This is a genomic window from Streptomyces aurantiogriseus, from assembly GCF_014649375.1.
Classification (GTDB): domain Bacteria; phylum Actinomycetota; class Actinomycetes; order Streptomycetales; family Streptomycetaceae; genus Streptomyces; species Streptomyces aurantiogriseus.
The window spans coordinates 58268-80026 of sequence record NZ_BMSX01000011.1; the positions used below are offsets into that span (position 1 = coordinate 58268).

General features: G+C 70.3%; 17 protein-coding genes. 5 read left to right on the top strand and 12 right to left on the bottom strand.

Going from position 1 to position 21759, the window contains the following annotated elements; all coding sequences use genetic code 11:
* Window positions 1–46 precede the first annotated feature (46 nt).
* The 6 genes from IE263_RS23080 to IE263_RS23105 form a co-directional block, all read right to left on the bottom strand.
* Window positions 47–1834, bottom strand: coding sequence for an ABC transporter ATP-binding protein (locus tag IE263_RS23080; protein ID WP_189939634.1), 1788 nt, complete (start codon window positions 1832–1834; stop codon window positions 47–49).
* Between the two features lie 2 nt (window positions 1835–1836).
* Window positions 1837–2889, bottom strand: coding sequence for an iron-siderophore ABC transporter substrate-binding protein (locus IE263_RS23085; protein WP_189939635.1), 1053 nt, complete (start codon window positions 2887–2889; stop codon window positions 1837–1839).
* Window positions 2890–3001: 112 nt separating this feature from the next.
* Window positions 3002–3841: an ABC transporter ATP-binding protein gene (locus IE263_RS23090; RefSeq protein WP_189939636.1), complete on the bottom strand. Its 840-nt coding sequence runs from the start codon at window positions 3839–3841 to the stop codon at window positions 3002–3004.
* Between the two features lie 38 nt (window positions 3842–3879).
* Complete coding sequence (locus tag IE263_RS23095; protein WP_189939637.1) at window positions 3880–4941, bottom strand: FecCD family ABC transporter permease; 1062 nt, start codon at window positions 4939–4941, stop codon at window positions 3880–3882.
* Window positions 4938–5996: a FecCD family ABC transporter permease gene (locus IE263_RS23100; RefSeq protein WP_189939638.1), complete on the bottom strand. Its 1059-nt coding sequence runs from the start codon at window positions 5994–5996 to the stop codon at window positions 4938–4940. The genes IE263_RS23095 and IE263_RS23100 overlap by 4 nt, the downstream gene beginning before the upstream one ends.
* Window positions 5997–6043: 47 nt before the next feature.
* On the bottom strand, window positions 6044–7399 hold the full coding sequence (locus IE263_RS23105; protein WP_189939639.1) for a lysine N(6)-hydroxylase/L-ornithine N(5)-oxygenase family protein: 1356 nt from the start codon (window positions 7397–7399) through the stop codon (window positions 6044–6046).
* Window positions 7400–7663: 264 nt separating this feature from the next.
* On the opposite strand from IE263_RS23105, the gene IE263_RS23110 reads away from it, so the two are divergent.
* A complete protein-coding gene (locus IE263_RS23110; protein ID WP_189939640.1) occupies window positions 7664–8611 on the top strand; it encodes a methionyl-tRNA formyltransferase in 948 nt (315 codons plus the stop codon).
* 220 nt (window positions 8612–8831) lie between these two features.
* Here the strand turns inward: IE263_RS23110 and IE263_RS23115 are convergent, their stop codons facing one another.
* The 4 genes from IE263_RS23115 to IE263_RS23130 all read right to left on the bottom strand — a co-directional run bounded on the left by IE263_RS23115 (window position 8832) and on the right by IE263_RS23130 (window position 11507).
* Window positions 8832–9821: an NAD(P)-dependent alcohol dehydrogenase gene (locus IE263_RS23115; RefSeq protein ID WP_189939641.1), complete on the bottom strand. Its 990-nt coding sequence runs from the start codon at window positions 9819–9821 to the stop codon at window positions 8832–8834.
* A gap of 175 nt (window positions 9822–9996) precedes the next feature.
* The gene (locus IE263_RS23120; RefSeq protein WP_373312052.1) at window positions 9997–10689 is read right to left on the bottom strand and encodes a TetR/AcrR family transcriptional regulator C-terminal domain-containing protein; all 693 of its coding nucleotides are present in this window, start codon (window positions 10687–10689) and stop codon (window positions 9997–9999) included.
* A gap of 253 nt (window positions 10690–10942) precedes the next feature.
* Window positions 10943–11302 (bottom strand): cupin domain-containing protein, encoded by a 360-nt coding sequence (locus tag IE263_RS23125; RefSeq protein ID WP_229911115.1) that lies wholly within the window; start codon window positions 11300–11302, stop codon window positions 10943–10945.
* Between the two features lie 55 nt (window positions 11303–11357).
* The gene (locus IE263_RS23130) at window positions 11358–11507 is read right to left on the bottom strand and encodes a hypothetical protein (RefSeq protein ID WP_189939871.1); all 150 of its coding nucleotides are present in this window, start codon (window positions 11505–11507) and stop codon (window positions 11358–11360) included.
* 152 nt (window positions 11508–11659) lie between these two features.
* Here IE263_RS23130 and IE263_RS23135 point away from each other — a divergent pair, with 152 nt between their 5' ends.
* Window positions 11660–13153 carry an aldehyde dehydrogenase family protein gene (locus IE263_RS23135; protein ID WP_189939643.1) on the top strand — a complete coding sequence of 498 codons (1494 nt, stop codon included), beginning with the start codon at window positions 11660–11662 and terminating at the stop codon, window positions 13151–13153.
* Between the two features lie 161 nt (window positions 13154–13314).
* Complete coding sequence (locus tag IE263_RS23140; protein WP_189939644.1) at window positions 13315–15381, top strand: ATP-binding protein; 2067 nt, start codon at window positions 13315–13317, stop codon at window positions 15379–15381.
* Between the two features lie 48 nt (window positions 15382–15429).
* Here the strand turns inward: IE263_RS23140 and IE263_RS23145 are convergent, their stop codons facing one another.
* On the bottom strand, window positions 15430–16017 hold the full coding sequence (locus IE263_RS23145) for a sigma-70 family RNA polymerase sigma factor (RefSeq protein ID WP_189939645.1): 588 nt from the start codon (window positions 16015–16017) through the stop codon (window positions 15430–15432).
* A 311-nt stretch (window positions 16018–16328) separates the two neighbouring features.
* Between IE263_RS23145 and IE263_RS23150 the strand changes: the two genes are divergently transcribed.
* A complete protein-coding gene (locus IE263_RS23150) occupies window positions 16329–17243 on the top strand; it encodes an SGNH/GDSL hydrolase family protein (RefSeq protein ID WP_189939646.1) in 915 nt (304 codons plus the stop codon).
* A gap of 163 nt (window positions 17244–17406) precedes the next feature.
* Here IE263_RS23150 and IE263_RS23155 read toward each other — a convergent pair whose 3' ends face one another.
* On the bottom strand, window positions 17407–19644 hold the full coding sequence (locus IE263_RS23155) for an ATP-binding protein (RefSeq protein WP_189939647.1): 2238 nt from the start codon (window positions 19642–19644) through the stop codon (window positions 17407–17409).
* 321 nt (window positions 19645–19965) lie between these two features.
* Here IE263_RS23155 and IE263_RS23160 point away from each other — a divergent pair, with 321 nt between their 5' ends.
* Entirely contained in the window at window positions 19966–21690 is a 1725-nt protein-coding gene (locus IE263_RS23160; protein WP_229911116.1) for a serine/threonine protein kinase, read from the top strand.
* Window positions 21691–21759 lie beyond the last annotated feature (69 nt).

Genomic DNA, 21759 nt, shown 5'->3' on the forward strand with positions numbered 1-21759 from the left:
GTCCCTTCCACGGTATGAAAGTTAGCCTAACCTAAGTTAGGGTTACCTAACTACCCTCTCGCCAGGCCCGCCACAGTCGCGCGTACCGGCCCCCCAGAGCCACCAACTCCTCGTGCGTTCCCTGCTCCACCACACGCCCCGCGTCCAGCACGGCGATCCGGTCCGCGGCCATCGCCTGGGTCAGCCGGTGCGCCACGAACAACGTGGTCCGGCCCGAGCACGCGGCCAGCACGGCCCGCTCCAGCTCGGCGGCGCCTTCACTGCCCGCCTCCGCCGTCGACTCGTCGAGCACCACGACCGGCGACCGGCCGAGCACCAGCCGGGCCAGGGCGATCTGGGCGACCTTGGTGACGTCCAGGCGCTCGCCGCCCTCGCCGACCATGGTGTTCAGCCCGTCGGGCAGCGCGTCGACCCACCCGTCGGCGCCGACCGTGCGCAGCGCCTCCATCAGCTCGGCGTCGGTCGCTTCGGGCGCGGCCAGCCTCAGGTCGTCGGCGAGCGGACCGGAGAACACATGGGTCTCCTGCGTCAGGATGCTCACCAGGGCCCGCGCCCCGGCCTCGTCCAGACCGGCGAGGTCGGTCGACCCGACCCGCACCGCCCCGGACTGCGGGGTCCCGATGCCCGCGATCAGCGCGGCCAGGGTCGTCTTGCCCGCGCCCGTCGCCCCCACCAGCGCGAGCGAACCGCCGGCCGGGATCGTCAAGTCGACATCCCGAAGGACCGGTTCGTCGGTGCCGGGATAGCTGAACGTCAGCCCCTCCACCGTCACCGGCAACGGCGTGGCGTCCGCCGACGTGACGGCCGGGTCGCCCACCAGCCGGTCCTCCGCGGCCTCCCCCAGCACCCCGACCAGCCGGGTCAGGCTCGCGCCCGACTTCTGCGCCTCGTCGAAGGTGAACATGATGAGGCCCAGCGGGCCGAACAGCCGGTGGAACAGCAGCGGGGCGGCCGACACCTCACCCAGGCTGGCGGCGTCGGCCTCCAGCAGGGCGTACCCCACCACGATGATCAGGACCAGCCCGATGAACTCGGCGCGGTTCTCCCGGCCGACGAACCGGCCGAAGAACCGGAACACCTCGATGCCGAGATCGCGCACCCGCCACGACTCGCTGGTGACCTTCTCGCGGAAGGCGTCCTCGAGGCGGTACGCCCGGACCGTGTCGATCCCGTTCAGGCCGCTGATCAACGCCTGTGCACGGTCGGCCTGGGCCACCCGCTGCTTCCGGTAGAGCGGGGCGGACCGCGGCAGATACCAGCGCAGGGCCAGTGCGTACGCGGGCAGCGCGCCGGCGCCCGCCAGGCCGAGCCGCCAGTCCAGTCCGAACATGCCGACCGTGGCGATGACGACCAGTACGCCCGCCGAGAACACCGTGGGGATGGCCGTGCGGATGCCCTTCGAGATGACGGCCACATCGTCACCGACCCGGGAGAGCACGTCCCCCCGGCCGACCTGCTCGATCCGTGCGCTCGGCATCCCCAGCACCGCCCGGACGGCGCCTTCGCGCAGGCGCGCGAGCAGATCCGCGCCCAGCCGGCCGATCAGGTAGGTCGACACCGCGGTGGCCGCCGCGCCGAACAGCGCGGCGGCCGCCAGCAGGGCCCCGATCGTGACCAGGACCGACTGCGACTCACCCTCGACCACCCCGTCGACCACCCGGCCGAGCAGGAGCACCGGGAGCACCTGGAGCGCCGCCCCCGCCACCGTGGTGAGCGCGGTGGCGACCGTCAGCCCCGGCACCTCGCGGCAGTGCGCCACGACCCATCGGGTGGCCTCGCGTCCGGTGGCCGTGCGCAGGGTCTCCGGGGCGGCGCGCGTGTCGGTGGTGCTCACACCTACTCTGCCGACTTGACGAGCTCGTCGATCGCGTACGGCATGGACAGCAGGGTGCCCTGGGAGATGGCCGCGCCGACCGCCGGGCCCTCACTGTCCAGCAGGTACGACACGTTGCCCTTCTTCACGGCGTCCAGGTTGGCGAACAGCTTGAACTTCTTCAGCGCGTCCGTATCCGCCTTGTCGTTGATGACGAAGATGTGGTCGACGTCGATCAGGTCGATGCGCTCGGGGGAGAGCTTGGTGTAGAAGCTGCCGTCCGCGATCTTGTCGATCTCGGTCTGGTACTTGAAGCCGATGCCCGTCACCAGCCGTCCGCGCACGTCGGTGGAGGTGAACGGCGCCACCGAGTTCTCGTACCAGGACAGCGCGACGGCGGTCTGGTTGGCGAAGGCGGGGTGCGCCTTCTTGGCCGTGTCGAGCTTGCCCTGGATGTCCGCCACCATCTTCTCGCCCTCCTCGGCCTTGCCGAGTGCCTTGGCGATGTGGAGCGCGTTGTCCTGCCAGGGCGCGCTGAACGGCTCTTTCTCGGTCTTGGTGCGGCCCACCGTCGGGGCGATCTTGGAGAGCTTGTCGTAGGCGGCCTGGTCGACCTCGGAGTAGACGGCGATGATCAGGTCCGGGCGCAGGGCGGCGATCTTCTCGAAGTTGGGGCCGGAGTCACCGTTCTTCATGATGACCTCGGGCTTGGTGTCGCCCCACTTGTCCTTCACCCAGGGCCACTGGGTGTTGATGTCGGGGGTCTGGCCCGCGGGGTTCGGGTACTGGTCGACCATGCCGACCGGCTTGATGCCGAAGGCCAGGATGGTCTGGTCGTCCGTGTAGCCCACGGAGACGACGCGCTGGGGAGCCTTTTTGATCGTGGTGGATCCGAAGGCGTGCTCCACGGTGACCGGGAACGCGCCGGCGGCGGCAGTCGAGGTGGAGTCGCTCGCCTTGTCGGCCGAGTCGGACGAGTCGGAACCGCATCCCGCGAGAAGGCCGACGCCGAGAGCCGTGGCGGACAGTACCGCCGCGAACCGCCGCCGACTGCGCGTCGTTCTACGGATGAGCATCCGAAATCCCCTTGCTTTCGTGCTGTCCACTGCACCCCCGTCTAAGGGCAGGCAAACCTTACCGTGCAGAGGTGAGGTTAGCCTAGCCTAACTTAGATAACTTTATTGGTATCTAGTGGAGTTGGACGTGTGTGCGGCCGATCGGCACGATGAGCGGCCGGTCACCCACCGGGTCGTCGATCACTTTGGCGCGCAGTCCGAACGCCTCGTGCAGCAGCTCGGCGTTGATCACGTCACGCGGGTGCCCCTGCGCCAGGATCGACCCCTCCCTCATCACGACGAGGTTGTCGCTGTAGCGCGTGGCCAGATTGAGGTCGTGCAGCACCATGACCACGGTGCACCCCGACTCGTGCAGGTCGTCCACGAGGTCGAGCACATCGATCGCGTGCGCCAGGTCCAGGTAGGTGGTCGGCTCGTCGAGGAGCAGCAGGTCGGTTCCCTGGGCCAGGGTCATCGAGATCCAGACGCGCTGCCGTTGTCCTCCGGACAGCGAGTCGACCGGGCGGTCGGCCAGGTCGGACACCCCTGTCATGGCCAGCGCGCGCTCCACGACGGCGGCGTCGTCCGACGACCACTGCCGCAGCCAACTCTGGTGCGGATGGCGGCCCCTGGCGACCAGGTCGGACACCGTCAGCCCCTCGGGCGCCACCGGCGACTGCGGCAGCAGGCCGAGCTTCTTCGCCACATCTCTGGTCTTGAGCTTGACGATGTCGTCACCGTCCAGCACGACCGTCCCCCTGGTCGGCCTGAGCAGCCGCGACAGGGTACGCAACAGGGTCGACTTCCCACACCCGTTGGGGCCGATGATCGTGGTGACGACCCCTGGCGGGATCGCCACGTCGAGATCGTCGATGACGGTCCGGGCGCCGTACCCGACCGTGACGCCTCTGGCTGCCAGCCGTGCGGCGTCGTCGACCGCGGACTCGATCCCGGTGATGGACTGAGCGACCACGAGGCCCCCTTGTTCGGACTTACCTGACTTCTTAGCAGCTATCTGCGGTTCGCCCGCACCAGCAGATAGACGAGGAAGGGACCACCGATCGCGGCGGTGACCACACCGACCGGGAGACTGATGGGCAGCGCCGTGCGCGCGACCAGGTCCGCGCCGATCAGCAGCAACGCTCCCACCATGCCGGAGGCCACCATCGGCGGCGTCGGATACCTCGTCAGCCGCATCGCCACCTGCGGCGCCACCAGCGCGACGAACGGGACCGGGCCGGCCGCGCTCACCGCCACACCGGCCAGCAGGACCGCGCACAACAGCAGGACCGCCCGCACCATCGAGTACCGGACGCCCAGGCCCGCGGCGACCTCGTCGCCGAAGTGCATCGGCTTGAACTGGAACGCGACACAGCACACGACGACCAGGAGGACGAGCGTGCCCCAGAGCGCCACCCGGACCTCGTCCCACCCCCGGTTGTCCAGCGAGCCGACCAACCACGCCTGCGCCAGGGCCACATCCCTGATGTCGGCCGTGGCCAGCAGCCAGGTCGTGATCGCCTCCATCACGGCACTCACCGAGATGCCGATGAGGATGAGCCGGAAGCCGTCGACCCCGCGCCGCCAGGCCAGGAAGTACACCAGCAGACCCGTGCCGAGACCGCCCGCCAGCGCCGCCGCGGACAGACCCACGGAGTCGACGATCGCCGCGGTGGTCCCGCCCGACACGGTCACCAGGGACACCGCGACCGCGCTGGCGCCCCCGGTGATCCCCAGAACGTCCGGACTGGCCAGCGGATTGCGCGCGATGGACTGTGTGATCGCCCCGGACACTCCCAGCGCGATCCCCACGACGAGGCCGGCCAGAGCACGCGGCATCCGCAGGTCCATGATCACGAACTCGTCGACCTGCTCGCCCCGGCCGAAGATCGTGGCGATCACCTGGGGCAGGCCGATGGGGAAGTCCCCGACGCCGATGGACAGGCAGAACACCAGGAAGGTCGCCGCCGCCAGCAGCAGCGTGACGAGGACGACCCAGGGCCGCCATACGAACGACACGGGGCCGAGCCGCACGCCCGGCGCCACCGACGGCTTCAACTCTGTTGTGTTCATGCCTTCTTGAACTTTCCGCGCCACACCAGAGCCGCGAAGAACGGGGCGCCGAGGAGAGCGACGAGGACACCCGCGTCCAACTCGCCCGGCCGCACCACCAGACGCCCCACGATGTCGCAGACGAGGAGGACGATGGCGCCGAGCAGACCCGCGTACGGCACCAGCCAGCGATAGTCCGGGCCGGTCAGATAGCGGGCCACGTGGGCCACCATGAGCCCGAGGAACGCGATGGGGCCGCACGCCGCCGTCGCCGCGCCGGCCAGCAGGGTGATGGCGGTGATGCCGATGGTCCGGCTCAGCGCGATGTTCACCCCGAGCGCCCGCGCCACGTCGTCACCGAGATTGAGCAGGTTGAGGGAGGGCAGCGTGATCAGTGCCAGCACCAACCCGGCCGCGATGAACGCGGTCACCGGCCAGATGACGTCGAACCCGACACCGACCAGCGAGCCCGCGTTCCAGAACCGCAGCGCGTTCAGCGCCGCCTTGTCCGACAGCGAGACCGCCGTGGTCATCGCCGCGAGGAACACCGTGACCCCCTGCCCGGCCAGGGCGAGCGTCAGCGGGTTGCCGGCCCCGCGGCCGATGCTCGCCAGTCCGAACACGACGACACCGGCGACCGCCGCGCCCAGGAAGGCGAACCAGACGTACTGGAACGGGTTGGAGAACCCGAACACGGCGATCACCGACACCACGGCGAACGAGGCGCCGGAGTTCACCCCCAGCAGGCCCGTGTCGGCGATCGGGTTGCGGGTGTACCCCTGGATCAGCGCCCCGCCGACCCCCAGGGCGATGCCCGCCACGATCCCGAGCACCGTCCGGGGAACCCGCACGGTCTGCACGATGAGCCTGATCTCGGTGAGCCGTTGGTCGGAGTCCGGCGCCGCGAACAGCCCGCGCCACACCTCGGCGGGACTCAACGCGCGCGCACCGACAGCCAACGACACCGCCCCCGCGATCACGAGGATCACCACAAGTGTGCCCAAACCCACAACTCGCCGCCGACGGGCCTGTGTTGTGGCCTCGGACGCGGGGCGCTCAACTGCAGTCGTGCCCATGTCGACGTACGTTATCCCTTTGACGTAGTACGGCCTCACCAGCGGAGCTAACGCGCGGTGCTGCCGGTTCCGTCGGCGACCGTCCGGGCCTTTCCGGAAGCCGGCTCGAGGCCCCGGTCGAGGAGCGAGTCCAGGATCTCACCCACCCTGATGGCGGTGTTGGACAGCAGAGACGACGTGATGCCGTGCGTGTGCTCCGTGCCGCCCTGCAGGTAGATGCCGCAGCGCAGGTCGGGGTCCGTCGCGATGCGGTAGTCGCGCTCGACGCGGACGCGGCCCTCGTCGTCGCGGAGGCAGCGGTCCGCGACCTCGCCGAGCAGACCGACAGGGTCGGCGGGGCTGTAGCCGGTGGCGAAGACCACGACGTCCGCGTCCAGGAGGGTCTCCTCGCCGGTGACGAGGGACGTGACGGTGGCCCGGACCTTGTCCGGCGTGTCCTTGACGCCGGTGAGCCGGGACACGTTGAGGAAGCGCAGGCGCTCGGTGCCGACGACCTTCTCCTGGTACATCTGCCGGTACAGGTCGTCGATCAGGTCGATGTCCACCACGGAGTAGTTGGTGTTGCCGTGGTAGTCCATCAGCCGGCGCTTGACGTTCTCCGGCGCGGTGAAGAACTCGTCGACGGCCGCGGGGTCGAAGATCCGGTTGGCGAAGCTGCTGTCGTCGGCGGGGCTGTAGCCGTAGCGGGAGAAGACGGCGCAGACCTCGGCCCGGGGGAAGCGGCGGTGGAGGTAGGCGACGTTCTCGGCGGCGCTCTGTCCGGCGCCCACGACGATGAACCGGGAGGGTGAGGTGCCCTCCAGTCCGTCGACCTTCGCCAGCAGTTCGGAGTTGTGCCAGACGCGGTCGGTGCGCTCCACACCCTCCGGCATGAGGGGACGCAGGCCGGTGCCGATCACGAGGTTGCGCGCCCGGTGGACGGCGAGCCCCTCCCCCGACCGGACGGTCACGTCCAGGTACTCCACGGCACCGTCGCGCACGACAGGCATGACGCCGACGACCTCGTGGCCGTAGGAGACCATGTCGTCGACCTTGTCGGCGGCCCACTCGAAGTAGTCGTGGAACTCCACCCGCAGCGGGAAGAGGTTCTTGTGGTTGATGAAGTCGATCAGCCGTCCCTTGCTCTGGAGGTAGCACAGGAAGCTGTACTCGCTGGCGGGGTTCCGGAGCGTCACCAGGTCCTTGAGGAAGGACACCTGCATGGTCGCGTCGTCGATGAGCATGCCTCGGTGCCAGCCGAAGCGCGGCTGCTGCTCGAAGAAGTGAGCGGTGACCGCTTCCTCCCTGCCGACGCGTGCGTTGTGCTCGCTGAGCGCGATCGCCATGGCCACGTTGGACGGACCGAAGCCGATGCCTATGAGGTCGTGGATCAAAGGGGCGTCGCCAGGACGAGCCTGTGCCATGTCACTCCCATCGTGCGAGGCAGCCGCCAGGTGGGGCAGGCAGCCGTTGGTCGTGCATCGGGAAGTACGGAAGTTGGGCACGCCGAAGAGCCGCGACCCAAAACTTAGGTAAGGCTAAGCTCATCTCATGAAGCTGTCCATAGACAAACCGGACAGCCGGGAGCAGGTGCGGTCGTCAACGCGCCCCCGAACAAGCCCCGTTGACCACTTAGGTAAGCCTTGCTTTACTGACCACGGCCAATCCCTGCTGCGAGGAGGAACCCCATGCGGGTCGTCATGTTCGGCTACCAGACCTGGGGGCACCGCACCCTGCGAGCCCTCCTGGACTCCGAGCACGACGTGGTACTGGTCGTGACGCACCCCAAGAGCGAGCACGCGTACGAGAAGATCTGGAGCGACTCCGTCGCCGACCTCGCCGAAGAGCACGGCGTCCCGGTGCTGATCCGCAACCGCCCTGACGACGACGAGTTGTTCGAGCGCCTCAAGGAGGCCGACCCGGACATCATCGTGGCCAACAACTGGCGTACGTGGATTCCCCCGCGCATCTTCGGCCTGCCGCGCCACGGCACGCTGAACGTGCACGACTCCCTGCTGCCGAAGTACGCCGGCTTCTCCCCGCTGATCTGGGCCCTCATCAACGGCGAGCCCGAAGTGGGCGTCACCGCGCACATGATGAACGACGAACTCGACGCCGGCGACATCGTCCGGCAGGAGGCGGTCGCGGTCGGACCGACGGACACCGCCACCGATCTCTTCCACAAGACCGTCGACCTCATCGCCCCGGTCACCATCGGCGCACTCGACCTCATCGCCTCCGGGCAGACGGAGTTCACCCGGCAGGACCGGTCCCGGGCGAGCTTCTTCCACAAGCGGTCCATCGAGGACAGCCGCATCGACTGGACCTGGCCGGCGGAGGACCTCCAGCGCCTGGTCCGCGCCCAGTCCGAGCCGTACCCCAGCGCCTTCACCTTCCACAAGGGCAAGCGCCTCGAGATCCTGGGGGCGGTCGTGTCCCAGGGCCGGTACGGCGGCACTCCCGGCCGCATCTTCTACCGCGAGGGCGACGGCGTGGTGATCGTCGCCGGAGCCGACGCGCGCACCGGCCGCAACCACGGCCTCGCCATCACGCGCGTACGGACCGAGGACGGCCGGGAGTTGACCGCGACCGAGTACTTCACCTCCATGGGCGGGTATCTGACCAGCCACCCCTGACCTGCCGGACCCACCGCGGTCCCGAGGGTCGGCCGGCGCCGCCGCCCCGCGGATCCCAGTCCGCGCGGCGGCGGCAGTCCCTCGCCCTCCTCCGACGTGTCGGCCCCGGTACGGTCCCGGGACCGACAGGACATCGCCGTCGTACGGATCGCCGATCCGTACGACGGCGATCGTCTTCCGACGGTGTGTCACCGTTGCTCTTCACAGGAACGGCCCGTGCTCATGGCACGGCGACCACGGCCTTGCCACGGGCGTGCCCCTGCTCCACATGGCGCACGCCCTCGGCCACGTCGCTCAGGGGGTAGGTCCGGTCGACCACCGGGGTGAGCTCGCCGGCCTCGATGAGCGCGGTGACGGCGAGCAGGTCCTGGTGGGTCGGCCCGGCCGGGACCGTCGGGAGGATCACGCGGAGCCGCTGCCGAACGAACGCGTCGACCACGATCAGTCGCAGCATGGAGCCCATCGCCCCGAACACACGGCCGGGTGAGCCGCCACCGTTGGCCACCAGAGTCCCTGTCGGGGTGAGCGCCCGGCGCAGCCGGCTCAGCGGGCGGTTGCCCACGTTGTCCAGGATCAGGTCGTAGCGCACCCTGCCGTCGGTGAAGTCCTCCCGGGTGTAGTCGACGACATGCTCGGCGCCCAGCGAGCGCACCAGCTCGATGTTGCGAGCGCTGCACACCCCGGTGACCTCCGCGCCCAGGGCCGCGGCGATCTGCACGGCGAACGTGCCCACGCCACCGGCGGCCCCGTTGACCAGCACCCGCTGCCCGGCCTGCGCCCGGCCCACGGTCCGGATGCCGCGCAGGGCGGTCACCGCCCCCACCGGCACGGCCGCGGCCTGCTCGAAGGTCAGGCTCGCCGGCTTGGGCACCAGCAGGTCCGCGGTGGTGCACGCGTACTCGGCGAAGGAGCCCGGGCAGAAGCCCATCACCTCGTCGCCGGGCCGGAGCCCGCGCACGTCGGCGCCGACCGCCTCCACCTGTCCGGCTGCGTCGATCCCGGCCACGCGGGACTTCGGCCTGGTCAGCCCCATGCCTCCCGTCAGCCGCGCCACGAACGGGTCGCCGCGCATCATGTGCCAGTCGTAGGGGTTGAGCGCGGCGGCGCGTATCCGCACCAGCACCTGGCCGGCCCCGGCCTCGGGCCGGTCGGTGTCCGCCAGCCGCAGGATGTCCGGTGGGCCGAACCGCTCCTGAATGATCGCCTTCATCGGGTCTCCCCCACCACCTCGTCGTCGACCGTTGGAGGTGTACGGCGTACACCGCCCATGGATCGGACCATAGGTGTACGCCGTACACCCGTCAAGGGGCGCGGATGCGACCGTGAGACGTGCGAGCAGGAATCAGCACGGACGGGCAGCTGCCGCCGGGCCCTTCACCGATGGGTCAGGTCGTGCCCAGGAGCCGCTCGAGGCCGTCCAGCGTCAGGTCCAGGGCGAACTCGAACTCGAACTGGTCGTCACAGCCCGAGCCGACGACGGACTCCTCGTCGTGGGCGACCGCCATGGCCAGTTCGGTGATGTGGGGGTAGCGGGCGGCCATCTCCTCGGGCGGCAGCGCGTCCGGATCCGGCTCGCGGCCGGAAGCGTCCTCGAACAACTCCTGGGAGAAGCCCAGCAGGCGGCTGCCCATGACGTGCATCGCGTGATGGACCAGGTCGACCGAGAATCCCCCGGCCCGGAAGATCCCGATCATCGAGTCCAGGTACTCCATCACCGCGGGGGTCGGGGTGGCCCGCGCCTTGGTCCGCGACTCGATGACCTCGGACGCCCACGGGTGGCGCAGCAGCATGCGGCGGGCCGACAGCACCCGCCGACGGATGACGGTCTTCCAGTCGGCGTCGCCGGCCGGCGGGTCGATCTCGCCGACGAGGACGTCGATCATGCCGTCCAGCAGTTCGTTCTTGTTGGCCACGTGCTTGTACAGCGCCATGGGCACGACACCGAGCGCCTGCGCGATCTTGCGCATACTGAGCGCGTCGACCCCGCCTTCGTCGGCCAGGGCGACGGCGGTGCTCAGAACCCGCTCCCTGCTCAAGGGTGCGCGCGGCTGTGCGGCGGCGTCGGCCTGCGTGGCCATTTTCAGCATCCCCTCTCGTCCGGGTCGTACGGGCAGGACCCGGAGCCGGCCACCCTCCCCTGGACAGGTCCACCGCGTCCACCAGACCACCGGAACGATCGGATTGCCTGACGCCGGAAACCGGGAGGGACGGCGCGCGGGCCATCGTAGCTCCCGGCCTCCGCGACGAAGCCGCCGCGGCGTACGAGGCGGCGGCCTGTTCGCGGTCATGGCCGCCGCGCTCGGTGCCGCCGCAGGGCAGCCATGGTGCCGCTCATGCGGTGGGTGCCCCGCCCTTGTCGTACTCGGAGAGGTGCTCGAAGGTCTCGCCGGTGGCGGTGACGGTGCGGGTGACGTCCCGGACGCCGTACACCCAGCAGATCCGCATGACGCCCTCCCCCCGGTTGAAGAACCGGTGCGGAACGCCCGCCGGCACCCAGGTGGCCTGGCCGGCCTGCAGGTCGAAGAAATCGCCGTCGATCTCCGCGGTCGCCTCACCTTCCAGGATCAGGACCGACTCCTCGACGTGGTGACTGAGCAGGGGCAGGCCGGTGCCGGGCCGGAAGACGGTCTGGCCGGTGGTGATGACGGCCTTCTCGGAGTTCCACTTGCCGACATAGGGGAGGGTGGCCACACCGCCACCGCGGTCGAAGCGTTCGACCTCGTCGGGGTGGATGAGCAGGTTCGGCTCAGCGGGCGTGGGCTTGGCGCACGTCCGCCAGGTCGCAGACGACGTCGAAGGAGCGGCAGCCGGGCTCGTCGGTGAAGGAGCGCTCGGCGTTCTCCTCGATGGCGTTCGGCGGCGGCGCACAGGAGATGTCTCGGCCGCACCGCGCCACGCGGTGAGCTGCCTCCTTACCCGTGAGGGTGAACCCGCCCAACCCGTGGGGGTGAACCCGCCCACCGAAGTCGCCGTAGTACGCGGCGCGAGGGGCGGGCCGGCCAAGCCGGTCGCCCCGCTCAGGGGCGAAAACCCACACCAGGAGCACCGATGACGGACACGACCCTTCCCACCGCCAGGTTCACCTCGTACTCCCCGGTCACCGGGAAGCCGCTCGCCGAGTACCCGGTCGAGGGGCCGGAGCAGATCGCCGAGGCCGTGCACCGGGCGCGGAGGGCCGCGGCTCGCTGGGCGGCGCTGCCGGCGGCGCGGCGCCGCGAGCATCTGCTGCGGTGGAAACGGCGGTTGGCGTCCTCCATGGACACCGTCGTGGCGACCGTGTCCGCGGAGACGGGCAAGCTGCGGGGGGACGCCGAGCTGGAGATGATCCTGGCTCTGGAGCATCTGTCCTGGGCCGCGCGCAACGCCGGCCGGGTGCTGCGCCGGCGCCGGATCCGTACGGGGCTGCTGGCCGTCAACCAGGGGGCGACGGTCGTCCACCGTCCGCTCGGTGTCATCGGTGTGATCGGGCCGTGGAACTACCCCGTCTTCACACCCGTGGGATCCATCGGTTACGCCCTCGCGGCCGGCAACGCCGTGGTGTTCAAGCCGTCCGAGTACACGCCGGGCACCGGCGTACTCCTGGCCGAACTCTTCGACGCGGCCGTGCCCGAGTACGCCGGTCTGTTCACCACTGTCACCGGTGCGGCCGCGACGGGCGAGGCACTGGCCCGGTCCCGCGTGGACAAGGTCGCCTTCACCGGCTCGCCGGGAACCGCGCGGAAGGTGATGGCCGTGTGCGCCGAGTCGCTCACGCCGTTGCTCGCCGAGTGCGGGGGCAAGGACGCCGTGATCGTCGCCGCCGACGCGGACCTCGACGCCGCCGCCGACGCCATCGTGTGGGGCGCGATGGCCAATGCCGGCCAGACCTGCGCGGGTGTCGAGCGGGTCTATGCCGTGCGGGAGGTGCACCAGGCCCTGTGCGACAAGGTCGTTGAGCGGGCGGGCGCACTTCACCCCGGGGCGGGACCCGACGCGGCGTACGGCCCGATGACCATGCCGGGTCAGGCGGCCGTGGTGGAGCGGCACGTCAAGGAGGCGGTGGGAGCCGGAGCGCGGGCCGTGCTGGGCGGTGGGGAGCCGGTGTCGGCGGAGGGCGTCGGTCCAGTCGTCCTGGTCGACGTCCCGGAGCACTCGGCGGCCATGACGGAGGAGACCTTCGGGCCGACCGTCGCGATCAATTCCGTCGCCGACCTGTCCGAGGCGGTGCGGCGCGCCAACGCGTCACGGTACGCGCTCGGAGCCTCGGTCTTCACCCGCCGTCGGCGTGCCGGCGCTGTGGTGGCCTCCCAGCTGCGCGCCGGCGCCGTCTCCGTCAACTCGGTCCTGGGTTTCGCCGCAGTGCCCGCCCTCCCCTTCGGGGGTTCCGGAGACTCCGGCTTCGGACGCATCCACGGCGCGGACGGCCTGCGCGCCTTCACCGCGCCTCAGTCGGTCACGGTGCAGCGCTTCACCCCGCCGGTCAACCTGACCTCCTTCACGGCCCCCGCCGCGGCGAAGACCCGCGTCATCTCCCTCGTCCGCACGCTCCATGAACGGCGCTGACGCATCGCCCGGCGACACGTGACTGCCCCGACGGACAGCCTCATTCAGCCACATGGCGCGCACTCACCCGGGCCCGGCGGGATCACATGCGAAGATCTTTCGAACATTGGTGATCCAGACGTCTGCGTCATCCGCACGGCGACGAACCGAGAGTGTCCTTGATGAGTAGCGGAGAAGCCGGCTGTATAGGCGCCCGGTTACAAGAGGCACGAGACCGTGTCTTCGCAGGGCGGGCGGCCGAACTGGGCATCTTCCGCTCCGCTTTGGCCGGTGACGCGAAGGGTCTCGCCGTGCTCTACCTGCACGGCCCCGGCGGCATCGGCAAGTCGATGCTGCTGCGCCGCTTCGCCGCCGAGGCGCGGGCGGCGGGGCGGGACGTACTGGAGGTCGACGGGCGGATCATCGAGCCCACGCCCGAGGCCTTCGAGACGGAGGCCGACGCGGTACTCACCGGCGACCGGGTCGTCCTGCTCATCGACACCTTCGAGCGCTGTCAGGGGCTGGAGGGCTGGCTGCGGGACAGGTTCCTGACGCGGCTGCCGGTAGGGGCGCTGGTCGTCATCGCGGGACGCCAGGCGCCGGACGCGGGGTGGACCTACGATCCCGGCTGGGCGGGGCTGATGCGGACCGTCGCGCTGCGCAACCTGACCCCGGACGAAGCCGCGGCGTTCCTGGACGCCCGTGGAGTGCCGCGGCGGACGCACGACGCGCTGTTGGCCTTCACCGGTGGCCACCCCCTCGGCCTCGCGCTCGCGGCCGCCGTGGCGATCCAGGACGAAGAGAGCACCGCGGACTGGGAGCCCAGCCGGGATGTGGTCGAGACGCTGTTGCCGCAGCTGATCGGCGAGGTGCCCTCGCCGACGCACCGGCGGGCGCTGGAGGTGTGCGCTCACGCGTACGTGACCACGGAGACACTGCTGCGCGCCGTGCTCGGAGACGCCGCGGCGTCGACGTTCGCCTGGCTGCGCGGTCTGCCCTTCGTCGAGTCCGCCCGGAGCGGCCTGTTCCCGCACGACGTGGTCCGCGCGGCGTTGGAGGCGGACCTGCGCTGGCGTGATCCCGAAGGGTTCGCGGAGCTGCACAGTCGGCTCCGCCGCCACCTGTTCGATCGGATACGGACGGTTCCGGAGAGCGGGATGCTGCCCGCCGTGGGCGAGTTCATGTACCTGTACCGGACCGACCGCTACATGTCCGACTTCAACAGCTGGCGTGGTGAGGGTGAGTTGGTGCTGCTCCCGTGCGAACCGGCGGACCACCCCCTGGTCATCGCACTGGCGGCCGAAGTCGAAGGGGCGGAGTCGGCTGAGCTGGTCCGTTTCTGGTTGGGTCGGCAGCCGGAGGCCTTCCGCGTGTACCGGTCCACGCGGAGCGGTGAAAGCGTGGGATTCTCGGCCTGGCTGCGGCTCACCGAGCCGTACGGCGAGGATGTCGACCCGGTGATCGCGGCGGCCTGGAAGCACGCCCGCGGCACCGCCCCGCTCCGGGACGGCGAGCACATGGCCGTGTCCCGCTTCCACGTGACGTCGCCGGGCTACCCGAAGGTGTCGCCGGTCGAAGACCTCCATCAGTGGCGGTTCGTTGCCGAGGTCGCCCGCGCCGGGCCGCGCCTGGGGTGGTCGTACATAGCCATCAGAGCCGTGGAGTTCTGGCATCCCTACCTGACGAGCCTCGGCTTCGACACGACCGTCGACCGGCCTCAGGTCGGCGAAGTCAGGTACATGGTGTTCGCCTGGGACTGGCGGGCGCAGCCCGTCTGGACGTGGGCGGAGCAGAAGACCCGTCTGATGCTGGCGCACGTACCCGGCGTACCCGGCACGCCCGATGAGGCCCCGGCCCCGACCAGACCCACCGAACTCACCGTGCTGTCCCGGCCTGAGTTCGACGCCGCCGTACGCGACGCGCTCCGCGCTCTGGGGCGGCCGGAGAAGCTCGCGGTGAACCCGCTGGCACGCAGCAGGCTGACCGTCGAGCACGGGGTCTCACTGCAGGACGTGCTGGCCCAGGCCGTACAAGCGCTGCACAAGGAGCGGAGCGGCGAGAAGTACCACCGTGCGGTGGCGACCACCTACCTGCGGGGCAGGACCACACAGGAAGCGGCCGCGGCACGGCTGGGGCTGCCGTTCGGTACGTACCGCAGGCATCTGGTGAGTGGGGTCGAGCGGGTCTGTGACGCGCTGTGGCGACTGGAGATCCACGGAGCGGACGGTGACGGGCACCGGTCGGCTTAGGAAGCAGTGGGGCGAGGCGCTGCGCGACCCGGTGACGCAGCCGGTCCGTCAGGCGGCGGCATCCAGGACGCCGCGGTTCACCAGGGCACTCCTGAGCGCCCTGATGGCGTAGTACGAACGGGATTTCACCGTACCCGGAGGGACCCCCAGGTGCTTCGCGGCATCGGCCACGCTGTATCTGGAGTAGTGCATGAGCCTGATGACCTCCTTGTGCTGCGTGCTCAGTTCCCGCAGGGCGTGGGTGACCACCTGTGCGGTGAGCAGCCGGTCGATCTGGTCGGCCACCGGGATCTCCGGGCGCTCCACCGCCGGCACCTCCGTCGGGCGTATCTGCCGTGCCCGGTGGTGATCGATCACCAGGTTGCGTACGACGGTGAAGACCCAGGGGCGGGCTTCGTGCGCGTTCCGCAGGACCTTCGCATGGTTCCACGCCCTGGCTGCCGCCTCCTGGACGATGTCCTCCGCCTGGTGCCAGTCGCCTCCCAGGAGCCGGGAGGCGTACCGCAGCAGATCGGTGCCGTGCCGTTCGTACAGTTCCCGGACGAATGTCTCGCAGTCGGAGCCCTCGGGTGCCGGCTGCGGCAGTGATGAGCGCGGCTCGGCGGAAGAGCCGACGGCATCCGTGGTGCACCTCATGTCTCGGAGTCCTTGTGATCGAAGATGTGGCTGTCGCGTCTCCACGCTGTGCGTGGCGTGATCACGCTCGTGGACAGGGCTTGGCCGGAGCTTGTCGTCGGATTGCCGCGGGCGCGCAGGTGGCGCCGCCCGGCCACCACAAGGTTGAAGTGACCGGCTTTCAGCCGCTGGAGCGCATCGTGACGCACGGTGAACCGATGCCTCGCACTCCTCGTTGAGCCACTTCGGGAGCATCCGCGGCCGGCCTACGAGGCGCCGCGTCCCTCCATCCCGTTCGACGAGAAAGCAGAGGCGTTGTGGAAGATTTCGGAATGACGCATTCCCCGAGCAGGCCGGTACGGAAGTGCCGTGCGGTCGCAGGAGCCGCCGTCGCCTCGGCCGCTCTGCTCTCCCTGTGCGCGCCCACCGCGACGGCCCAGAACGCGGCGATCACCTCGGCCGACGGCCCGAACTACGTCGCGCTCGGTGACTCCTACGCCTCGGGTGCCGGGCTGGCCGGGGTGAAGGACGAGGAGTGCGACCGCACCACCGGCAGCTACGCCGGCCTCATCGCCGGGACGGACGCGGTCAAGGGGCTGAACCGCGCTTTCAAGGATGTCACCTGCAGCGGTGCGACCACCCGCAGCATCTGGAACCACCAGGGCACCAAGCCTCCCCAGGCCAATGCCCTCACCGCCAACACCAAGCTCGTCACGCTGACTTTGGGCGGCAACGACGTCGGCTTCACGGAAATACTCGCCAAGTGCTGGAGCGTCGCAGCATCCGATCCGGATGGCAGCCCCTGCAAGGAGTCCTACAGGCCGGGCGGCAAGGACGTACTGGGCGAGCGCATCAACACCATGGAGGGTCGCATCCGCGAGGTGCTCAAGGACGTCAGACGACGCAGCCCGGACGCCAAGGTGATCGTCGTCGGTTACCCCGCGCTGTTCCCGGACAACGGAGTCCGCTGCCCGGAAGTGCCGTTCGCCCAGGGTGACTTCGCCTTCCTCCGCGACATGACGAAGAAGGTCAACCGGGCGCTGGAACGCCAGGCGGTGGCCGGCGGCGTCGGTATGTCCTTCGCGGACACCTACACGCCGACCGTCGGACACGACATGTGCCAGCCCCGCGAGCGACGCTGGTTCGAGTCCCTGACACCCGCCGCCAACACCCTGGCCGCGCATCCCAACGCCTCCGGCCAGTTCGCGATGGCCGTGGTGGCCTACGGGCAGATCGTCAAGCCGTAGCGTCATGCCAACCCGTCGGCGCTGATCCAGCACCGACGGGTTGGCCGCGAGGCAACTTCTCCGGCGCCGCTCCGAGGGCGGGTCCTGCCCACCACGCAGCCGTGCCGGAGGCAGCGGGAGACTCCTGCGCTGCCGTTCCGACCGCCGCTACGGGGCCCGGTGTTCAGGCACGTCGCACCGGCAGGTGGACAACGTTGTTCTCCCCGGTGGCAGCGCCGTCGGACCCGCCCCGAGAGCGCCTCGTGGCACCGCTCCTCTGCCACTCCCCCGTGCTCCTTCCGCGCCCGGACGCAGGGCCCGCGAGAGCACGGGCCAGCCACTCACGGGCCTCGTCCACGTCATTCCGCTTCAGGCACGCGTAGCCGGCCTGCAGTGCGGCCTGGGAAAGATCGCGCTCATCGACGAGTGGCCCCGCCGCGACGGCATGCTCGGCGACGGCTTCGACGCTGCTCCCGGGCCGGGCGGCCAGCACCCGGTACACCGTCGCGTGCACCTCGTGGCTGCGCGCGCGGCTCAGGCCCGCCCTCAGCACCTCACGGACCAGCCCGCAGGAGAAGCGGTACGCCCCGGGCTCCCGCGGTGTGCCGCCGGCGGACCACGTCACAAGACCCACCTCCACGGCGACGTCCAGGCCGGAAAGTACGGCTGCCCTCGGAAGCGAGGCCATCACCGCCAGTTCCGGCACGTCCAGCTCCTCTCCGGTCACGGCGGCGATCTCCAGCACCTGCCGCACTTCCGGAGCGAGCGCCCGCAGCCGGGCCCGGACAACGGAGGTCACGGCGGCCGGGATCGTGAGCCGCGGGCCCGCGCGCCGAGCCGCGGGCAGACGCAGCAGTTCGGCGAGGAAGAACGCGTTGCCACCGGTCAACTGATGCAACGCGGCTGCTTCCGACCGCGGATCGTCGACGGCGGCACCGGCGCCGCCGGTATCCCCGTTCGACCGGAGCAGCCCGGCGATGTCCTCGGGGGTCAGTGGCTGCAGTTCGAAGCGTTCCGCGTCGCACCGGGCAAGAGTCGCCAGCAGTTCCTCGGTGCCGGGTTCGTCGCCGGGGTTCACGGCGCACACGACGAGCAACGGCCTGTCCCGTACGAGTGCGGCACGGGAGGCGAGTTCGTTCATGACCACCGGGGTGGCGCCCTGAACATCGTCGATCAGGCAGAGTACGGGGCGGCTGCCCTCGACCTCGTTCGTATCCGGCTTGCCGTGCTCGCTCCCGGGCAGGTTCTGGTGCCCGCCCTCGTCTGCGGCAAGGCACCCCAGGCTCCGCGTGACCGGGGTTCTCCCTGCCGCGAGCGGGGCTTGGCGCTTCTTCGGGTGGCGGACCCACCGCACCTCGAACCCGCGCTGCTCGGCCTCGGCACCGAGCGCCTCCAGCAGACGTGTCTTGCCGGTACCCGCTCGTCCCGACACCACCGCCCACCTGGTGCTGCCGGCGCGTGCGGCGGACAGCAACCCGGTCAGCCGGGTCAGTTCGGCCTCGCGTCCGGCCAGGCGTACCCGGCCGGGGGAAGCGGTCCGGTCCGTCACGTCGGACGCCGGAGCGAGGCGCACACTCGCCCGTGCGGCGGGCTGCAGGGCACCGGTGTCATGCCGGAGGACGGCCATGTGCACCCGTTGCAACGCGGGCCCAGGATCCGTGCCGAGATCCTCTGCGAGCAGACGGCGGACGGCCTCGAAACGACGTAGCGCCTCGCCCGCACGCCCTGCCAGATAGAGACCACGGAGCAGCACGGCCCAGGACGCCTCGCGCAGCGGATTCCCGCTGACGATCTCCTCGGCGACCGCAAGGGACCGCGTGATCTCTCCTTCCTCCAGCAGCAGACCGGCCTGAAGTTCCCTGGCGGACCATCGAAGCTCCGAGAGCCGGTTCGTCTCGCGCTGCACGAAGAGTCTTCCGTCCGCGTCGGCGTACGGCCGGCCGCGCCACAGAGAGAGTGCTTTCTCCGTCTCCGCGCGTGCCTGGGCCCACTTCCTTTCCCTCGCGAGCTCATGGGCGTACTGGACGGCGTCCTCGAACAGCCCGGCGTCCCGCTGCTCACGAGTGACGTGCAGCGCGTAGCCCGCCGCGGTGTAGGTGAGCATGCCGGTCCCGGACTCCGGGAACACCGCCAGCGCAGAGCGGAGCCTGCTGATGTGGGCGCGCAGGGAGGACAGTGCCGCGCTCGGCGGCCGTCCTTCCCACAGGTCTTCGCAGAGACGTTCGACCGATACCGGCCAGCCGTCCTCGGTGAGCAGCCGCAGGAGGAGTACCCGCCGCTGCGGCGGCCCGAGCGCCACCGGACCCGTGGGCCCGTTGACCTCCAACGCACCCAGCAGGCCGAAGGACCATGCCCCGGAAGGTCGGCCGTGCGCGGCCCGCCCCTGCTCGGCTGCCCGGTGGCCAACTGCCTCCTGCCGCACACCCTTTGCAACGGTATGCCCTTGCCTCCCTGGGCAGGTCGTGGTCATCTGCACTGCTCCTGTCTCGCGTGACGCCGTGCTGCTCACGCTGCCGCAGACAACTGCCCACCTTGAAGCCCACCCACCTGCCCAGTACTGCTCACCGGCCCTGGAAAGCCGGACCGCTGCCCCGCGTCGGCCCCGCGCCGCCTGTCACGCACAGCGATGAACCCCGTACGGAACACGGCCGTTGCTTGCATGACGGGTGGGACGGCCGCGCGGCTGCACCGTATGTGCCGTCCTTGGCCGAATCGGCCCTGCAGCAGCGGAAAGGAAACCACAGTGTCCGACGAAGGACGGCTGATCGCCGGCCGATACCGGGTCCTCGACCGGATCGGCCGAGGCGGCATGGCCACCGTCTGGCGCGCCCACGACAATCTCCTCGCCCGGCAGGTCGCCGTCAAGAAGCTCCATCCCCAGCCGCACCTCGACGACGACGAACTCGCCACCCTCTTCGAGCGCGCCCGGCGCGAGGCCCGCAGCGCCGCCCGGATCAGCCACCCCAATGTCGTTGTCGTCCACGACGTCGTGGACGACGAGGGCGTGCCCATCATCGTCATGGAGTACGTGCCTTCCACCACCCTCGGTGACCTGATCGCGGCGCACGGCCCAGTCCCGCTCGAGGAGGTATGCAGGATCGGCCGTGGCGTGATCGCCGCGTTGCGGGCTGCGCACCGGGCCGGGGTCCTGCACCGGGACGTGAAGCCGGCCAATGTGCTGCTCGCCGAGGACGGACGGGTGGTCCTCACCGACTTCGGTATCGCCCAGGCCTCCGAGAACTCACATCTCACCCGCACCGGCCAGCTTGTGGGGTCGGTCGACTTCATCGCCCCCGAGCGCCTCATCGGCGCCACGCCCGGCCCGGAGGCCGATCTGTGGGCGCTGGGCGCGACGCTCTTCCAAGCGGTCGACGGCCGCTCACCGTTCCTCCGGGACACGGTGACGGAGACGATGTACGCCATTGCCATGGGGCCGGTCCCCGAGGTGCGAGGCGCCGGGCCGCTCACCCCGCTGATCCAGGGGCTGCTCGCCAGTGACCCGACCGAGCGGCTGTCGGCCGAGGACGCCGAGCGCATGCTGCGCACACCGGCAGGCGAAGTGGGATCCTCTGTCGTTCCGCCCGCCGTCCGTGCAGTGGCCGGCGACGCTCCGGCTCAGGCCGCGAAGCCGGAGTCGGAGACGAGGCCGGAGGCGGCGCGCTCGGGGCACGCAACGCGCGACGCAGCCGCTGACGAGGCTGCCGCAGAAAGCCGGCAGCCCGCTACGGCCCTGCAGGCACAGCGACCCTCAGGCCGTTCGAAGAAGCCGGTCGTGCTCGCCGCAGTGGTCGCCACAGCGGTACTGACCGCGATCGCCTTGCTGGTCACCACGACGCCGGAGAAGAAGAGCGCGAGCGCCACGGCATCGGACGGCCCGCTCCTGCCCGGCGACACCACGCCGCAGTCCGCGGACGCGTCCGCATCCGCGACGTCCTCGCCCGTCTCCTCACCGTCGAGCTCCGCGACTTCCGGCGTCCCCTCGCAGACGGCGCTCACCCCCTCGCAGTCGACGTCCACGGCCGCGCGGGAGAAGGTTGAGCCGGAACCCGGAGGCGGGGACACATCCGTGGAGGACGGATCCGGCTCATCGGTCACCCCGGCAGGCCGTGCCCTGGTGGTCGCCGCCTCGGGCAAGTGCCTGAGCAGCGGCGACGGGACCGAGGGGATTCAGCTGTTCCAAGCCACGTGCGACGGCTCCACGGCGCAGCAGTGGCGGATCGGCTCGGATGGGACCATCCGGTCGTCGGGCGCATGCATGACCGTGGCCGGAGGGGCGACCGACGACCGGACCAAGATCCAACTGGCTGGCTGCGACGGCAGCCTCAGCCAGCGATTCCACCTCGCCGGTAGGCAACTGTTGGCCGACCAGTCACAGAAGTGCGTCGACATTTTCGGGGGCGCGAGCGGAACGGTCGCCGTCCTGTGGGAATGCAACGGGAGGGACAACCAGATCTGGACGCTCCGATGACCGGACGAGGCGTCACAGGGTGGCGGACGGAATCACACCCTGTTTCGTCCGCCACCCTGAATCCCTCAG

Excerpts from the sequence above, each read along its gene's own strand:
- IE263_RS23085 (WP_189939635.1), bottom strand. The coding sequence starts at position 2,889 with ATGCTCATCCGTAGAACGACGCGCAGTCGGCGGCGGTTCGCGGCGGTA.
- IE263_RS23105 (WP_189939639.1), bottom strand. The coding sequence starts at position 7,399 with ATGGCACAGGCTCGTCCTGGCGACGCCCCTTTGATCCACGACCTCATA.
- IE263_RS23140 (WP_189939644.1), top strand. The coding sequence starts at position 13,315 with ATGAGTAGCGGAGAAGCCGGCTGTATAGGCGCCCGGTTACAAGAGGCA.
- IE263_RS23145 (WP_189939645.1), bottom strand. The coding sequence starts at position 16,017 with ATGAGGTGCACCACGGATGCCGTCGGCTCTTCCGCCGAGCCGCGCTCA.
- IE263_RS23115 (WP_189939641.1), bottom strand. The coding sequence starts at position 9,821 with ATGAAGGCGATCATTCAGGAGCGGTTCGGCCCACCGGACATCCTGCGG.
- IE263_RS23100 (WP_189939638.1), bottom strand. The coding sequence starts at position 5,996 with ATGGGCACGACTGCAGTTGAGCGCCCCGCGTCCGAGGCCACAACACAG.
- IE263_RS23150 (WP_189939646.1), top strand. The coding sequence starts at position 16,329 with ATGACGCATTCCCCGAGCAGGCCGGTACGGAAGTGCCGTGCGGTCGCA.
- IE263_RS23120 (WP_373312052.1), bottom strand. The coding sequence starts at position 10,689 with ATGGCCACGCAGGCCGACGCCGCCGCACAGCCGCGCGCACCCTTGAGC.
- IE263_RS23110 (WP_189939640.1), top strand. The coding sequence starts at position 7,664 with ATGCGGGTCGTCATGTTCGGCTACCAGACCTGGGGGCACCGCACCCTG.
- IE263_RS23135 (WP_189939643.1), top strand. The coding sequence starts at position 11,660 with ATGACGGACACGACCCTTCCCACCGCCAGGTTCACCTCGTACTCCCCG.
- IE263_RS23095 (WP_189939637.1), bottom strand. The coding sequence starts at position 4,941 with ATGAACACAACAGAGTTGAAGCCGTCGGTGGCGCCGGGCGTGCGGCTC.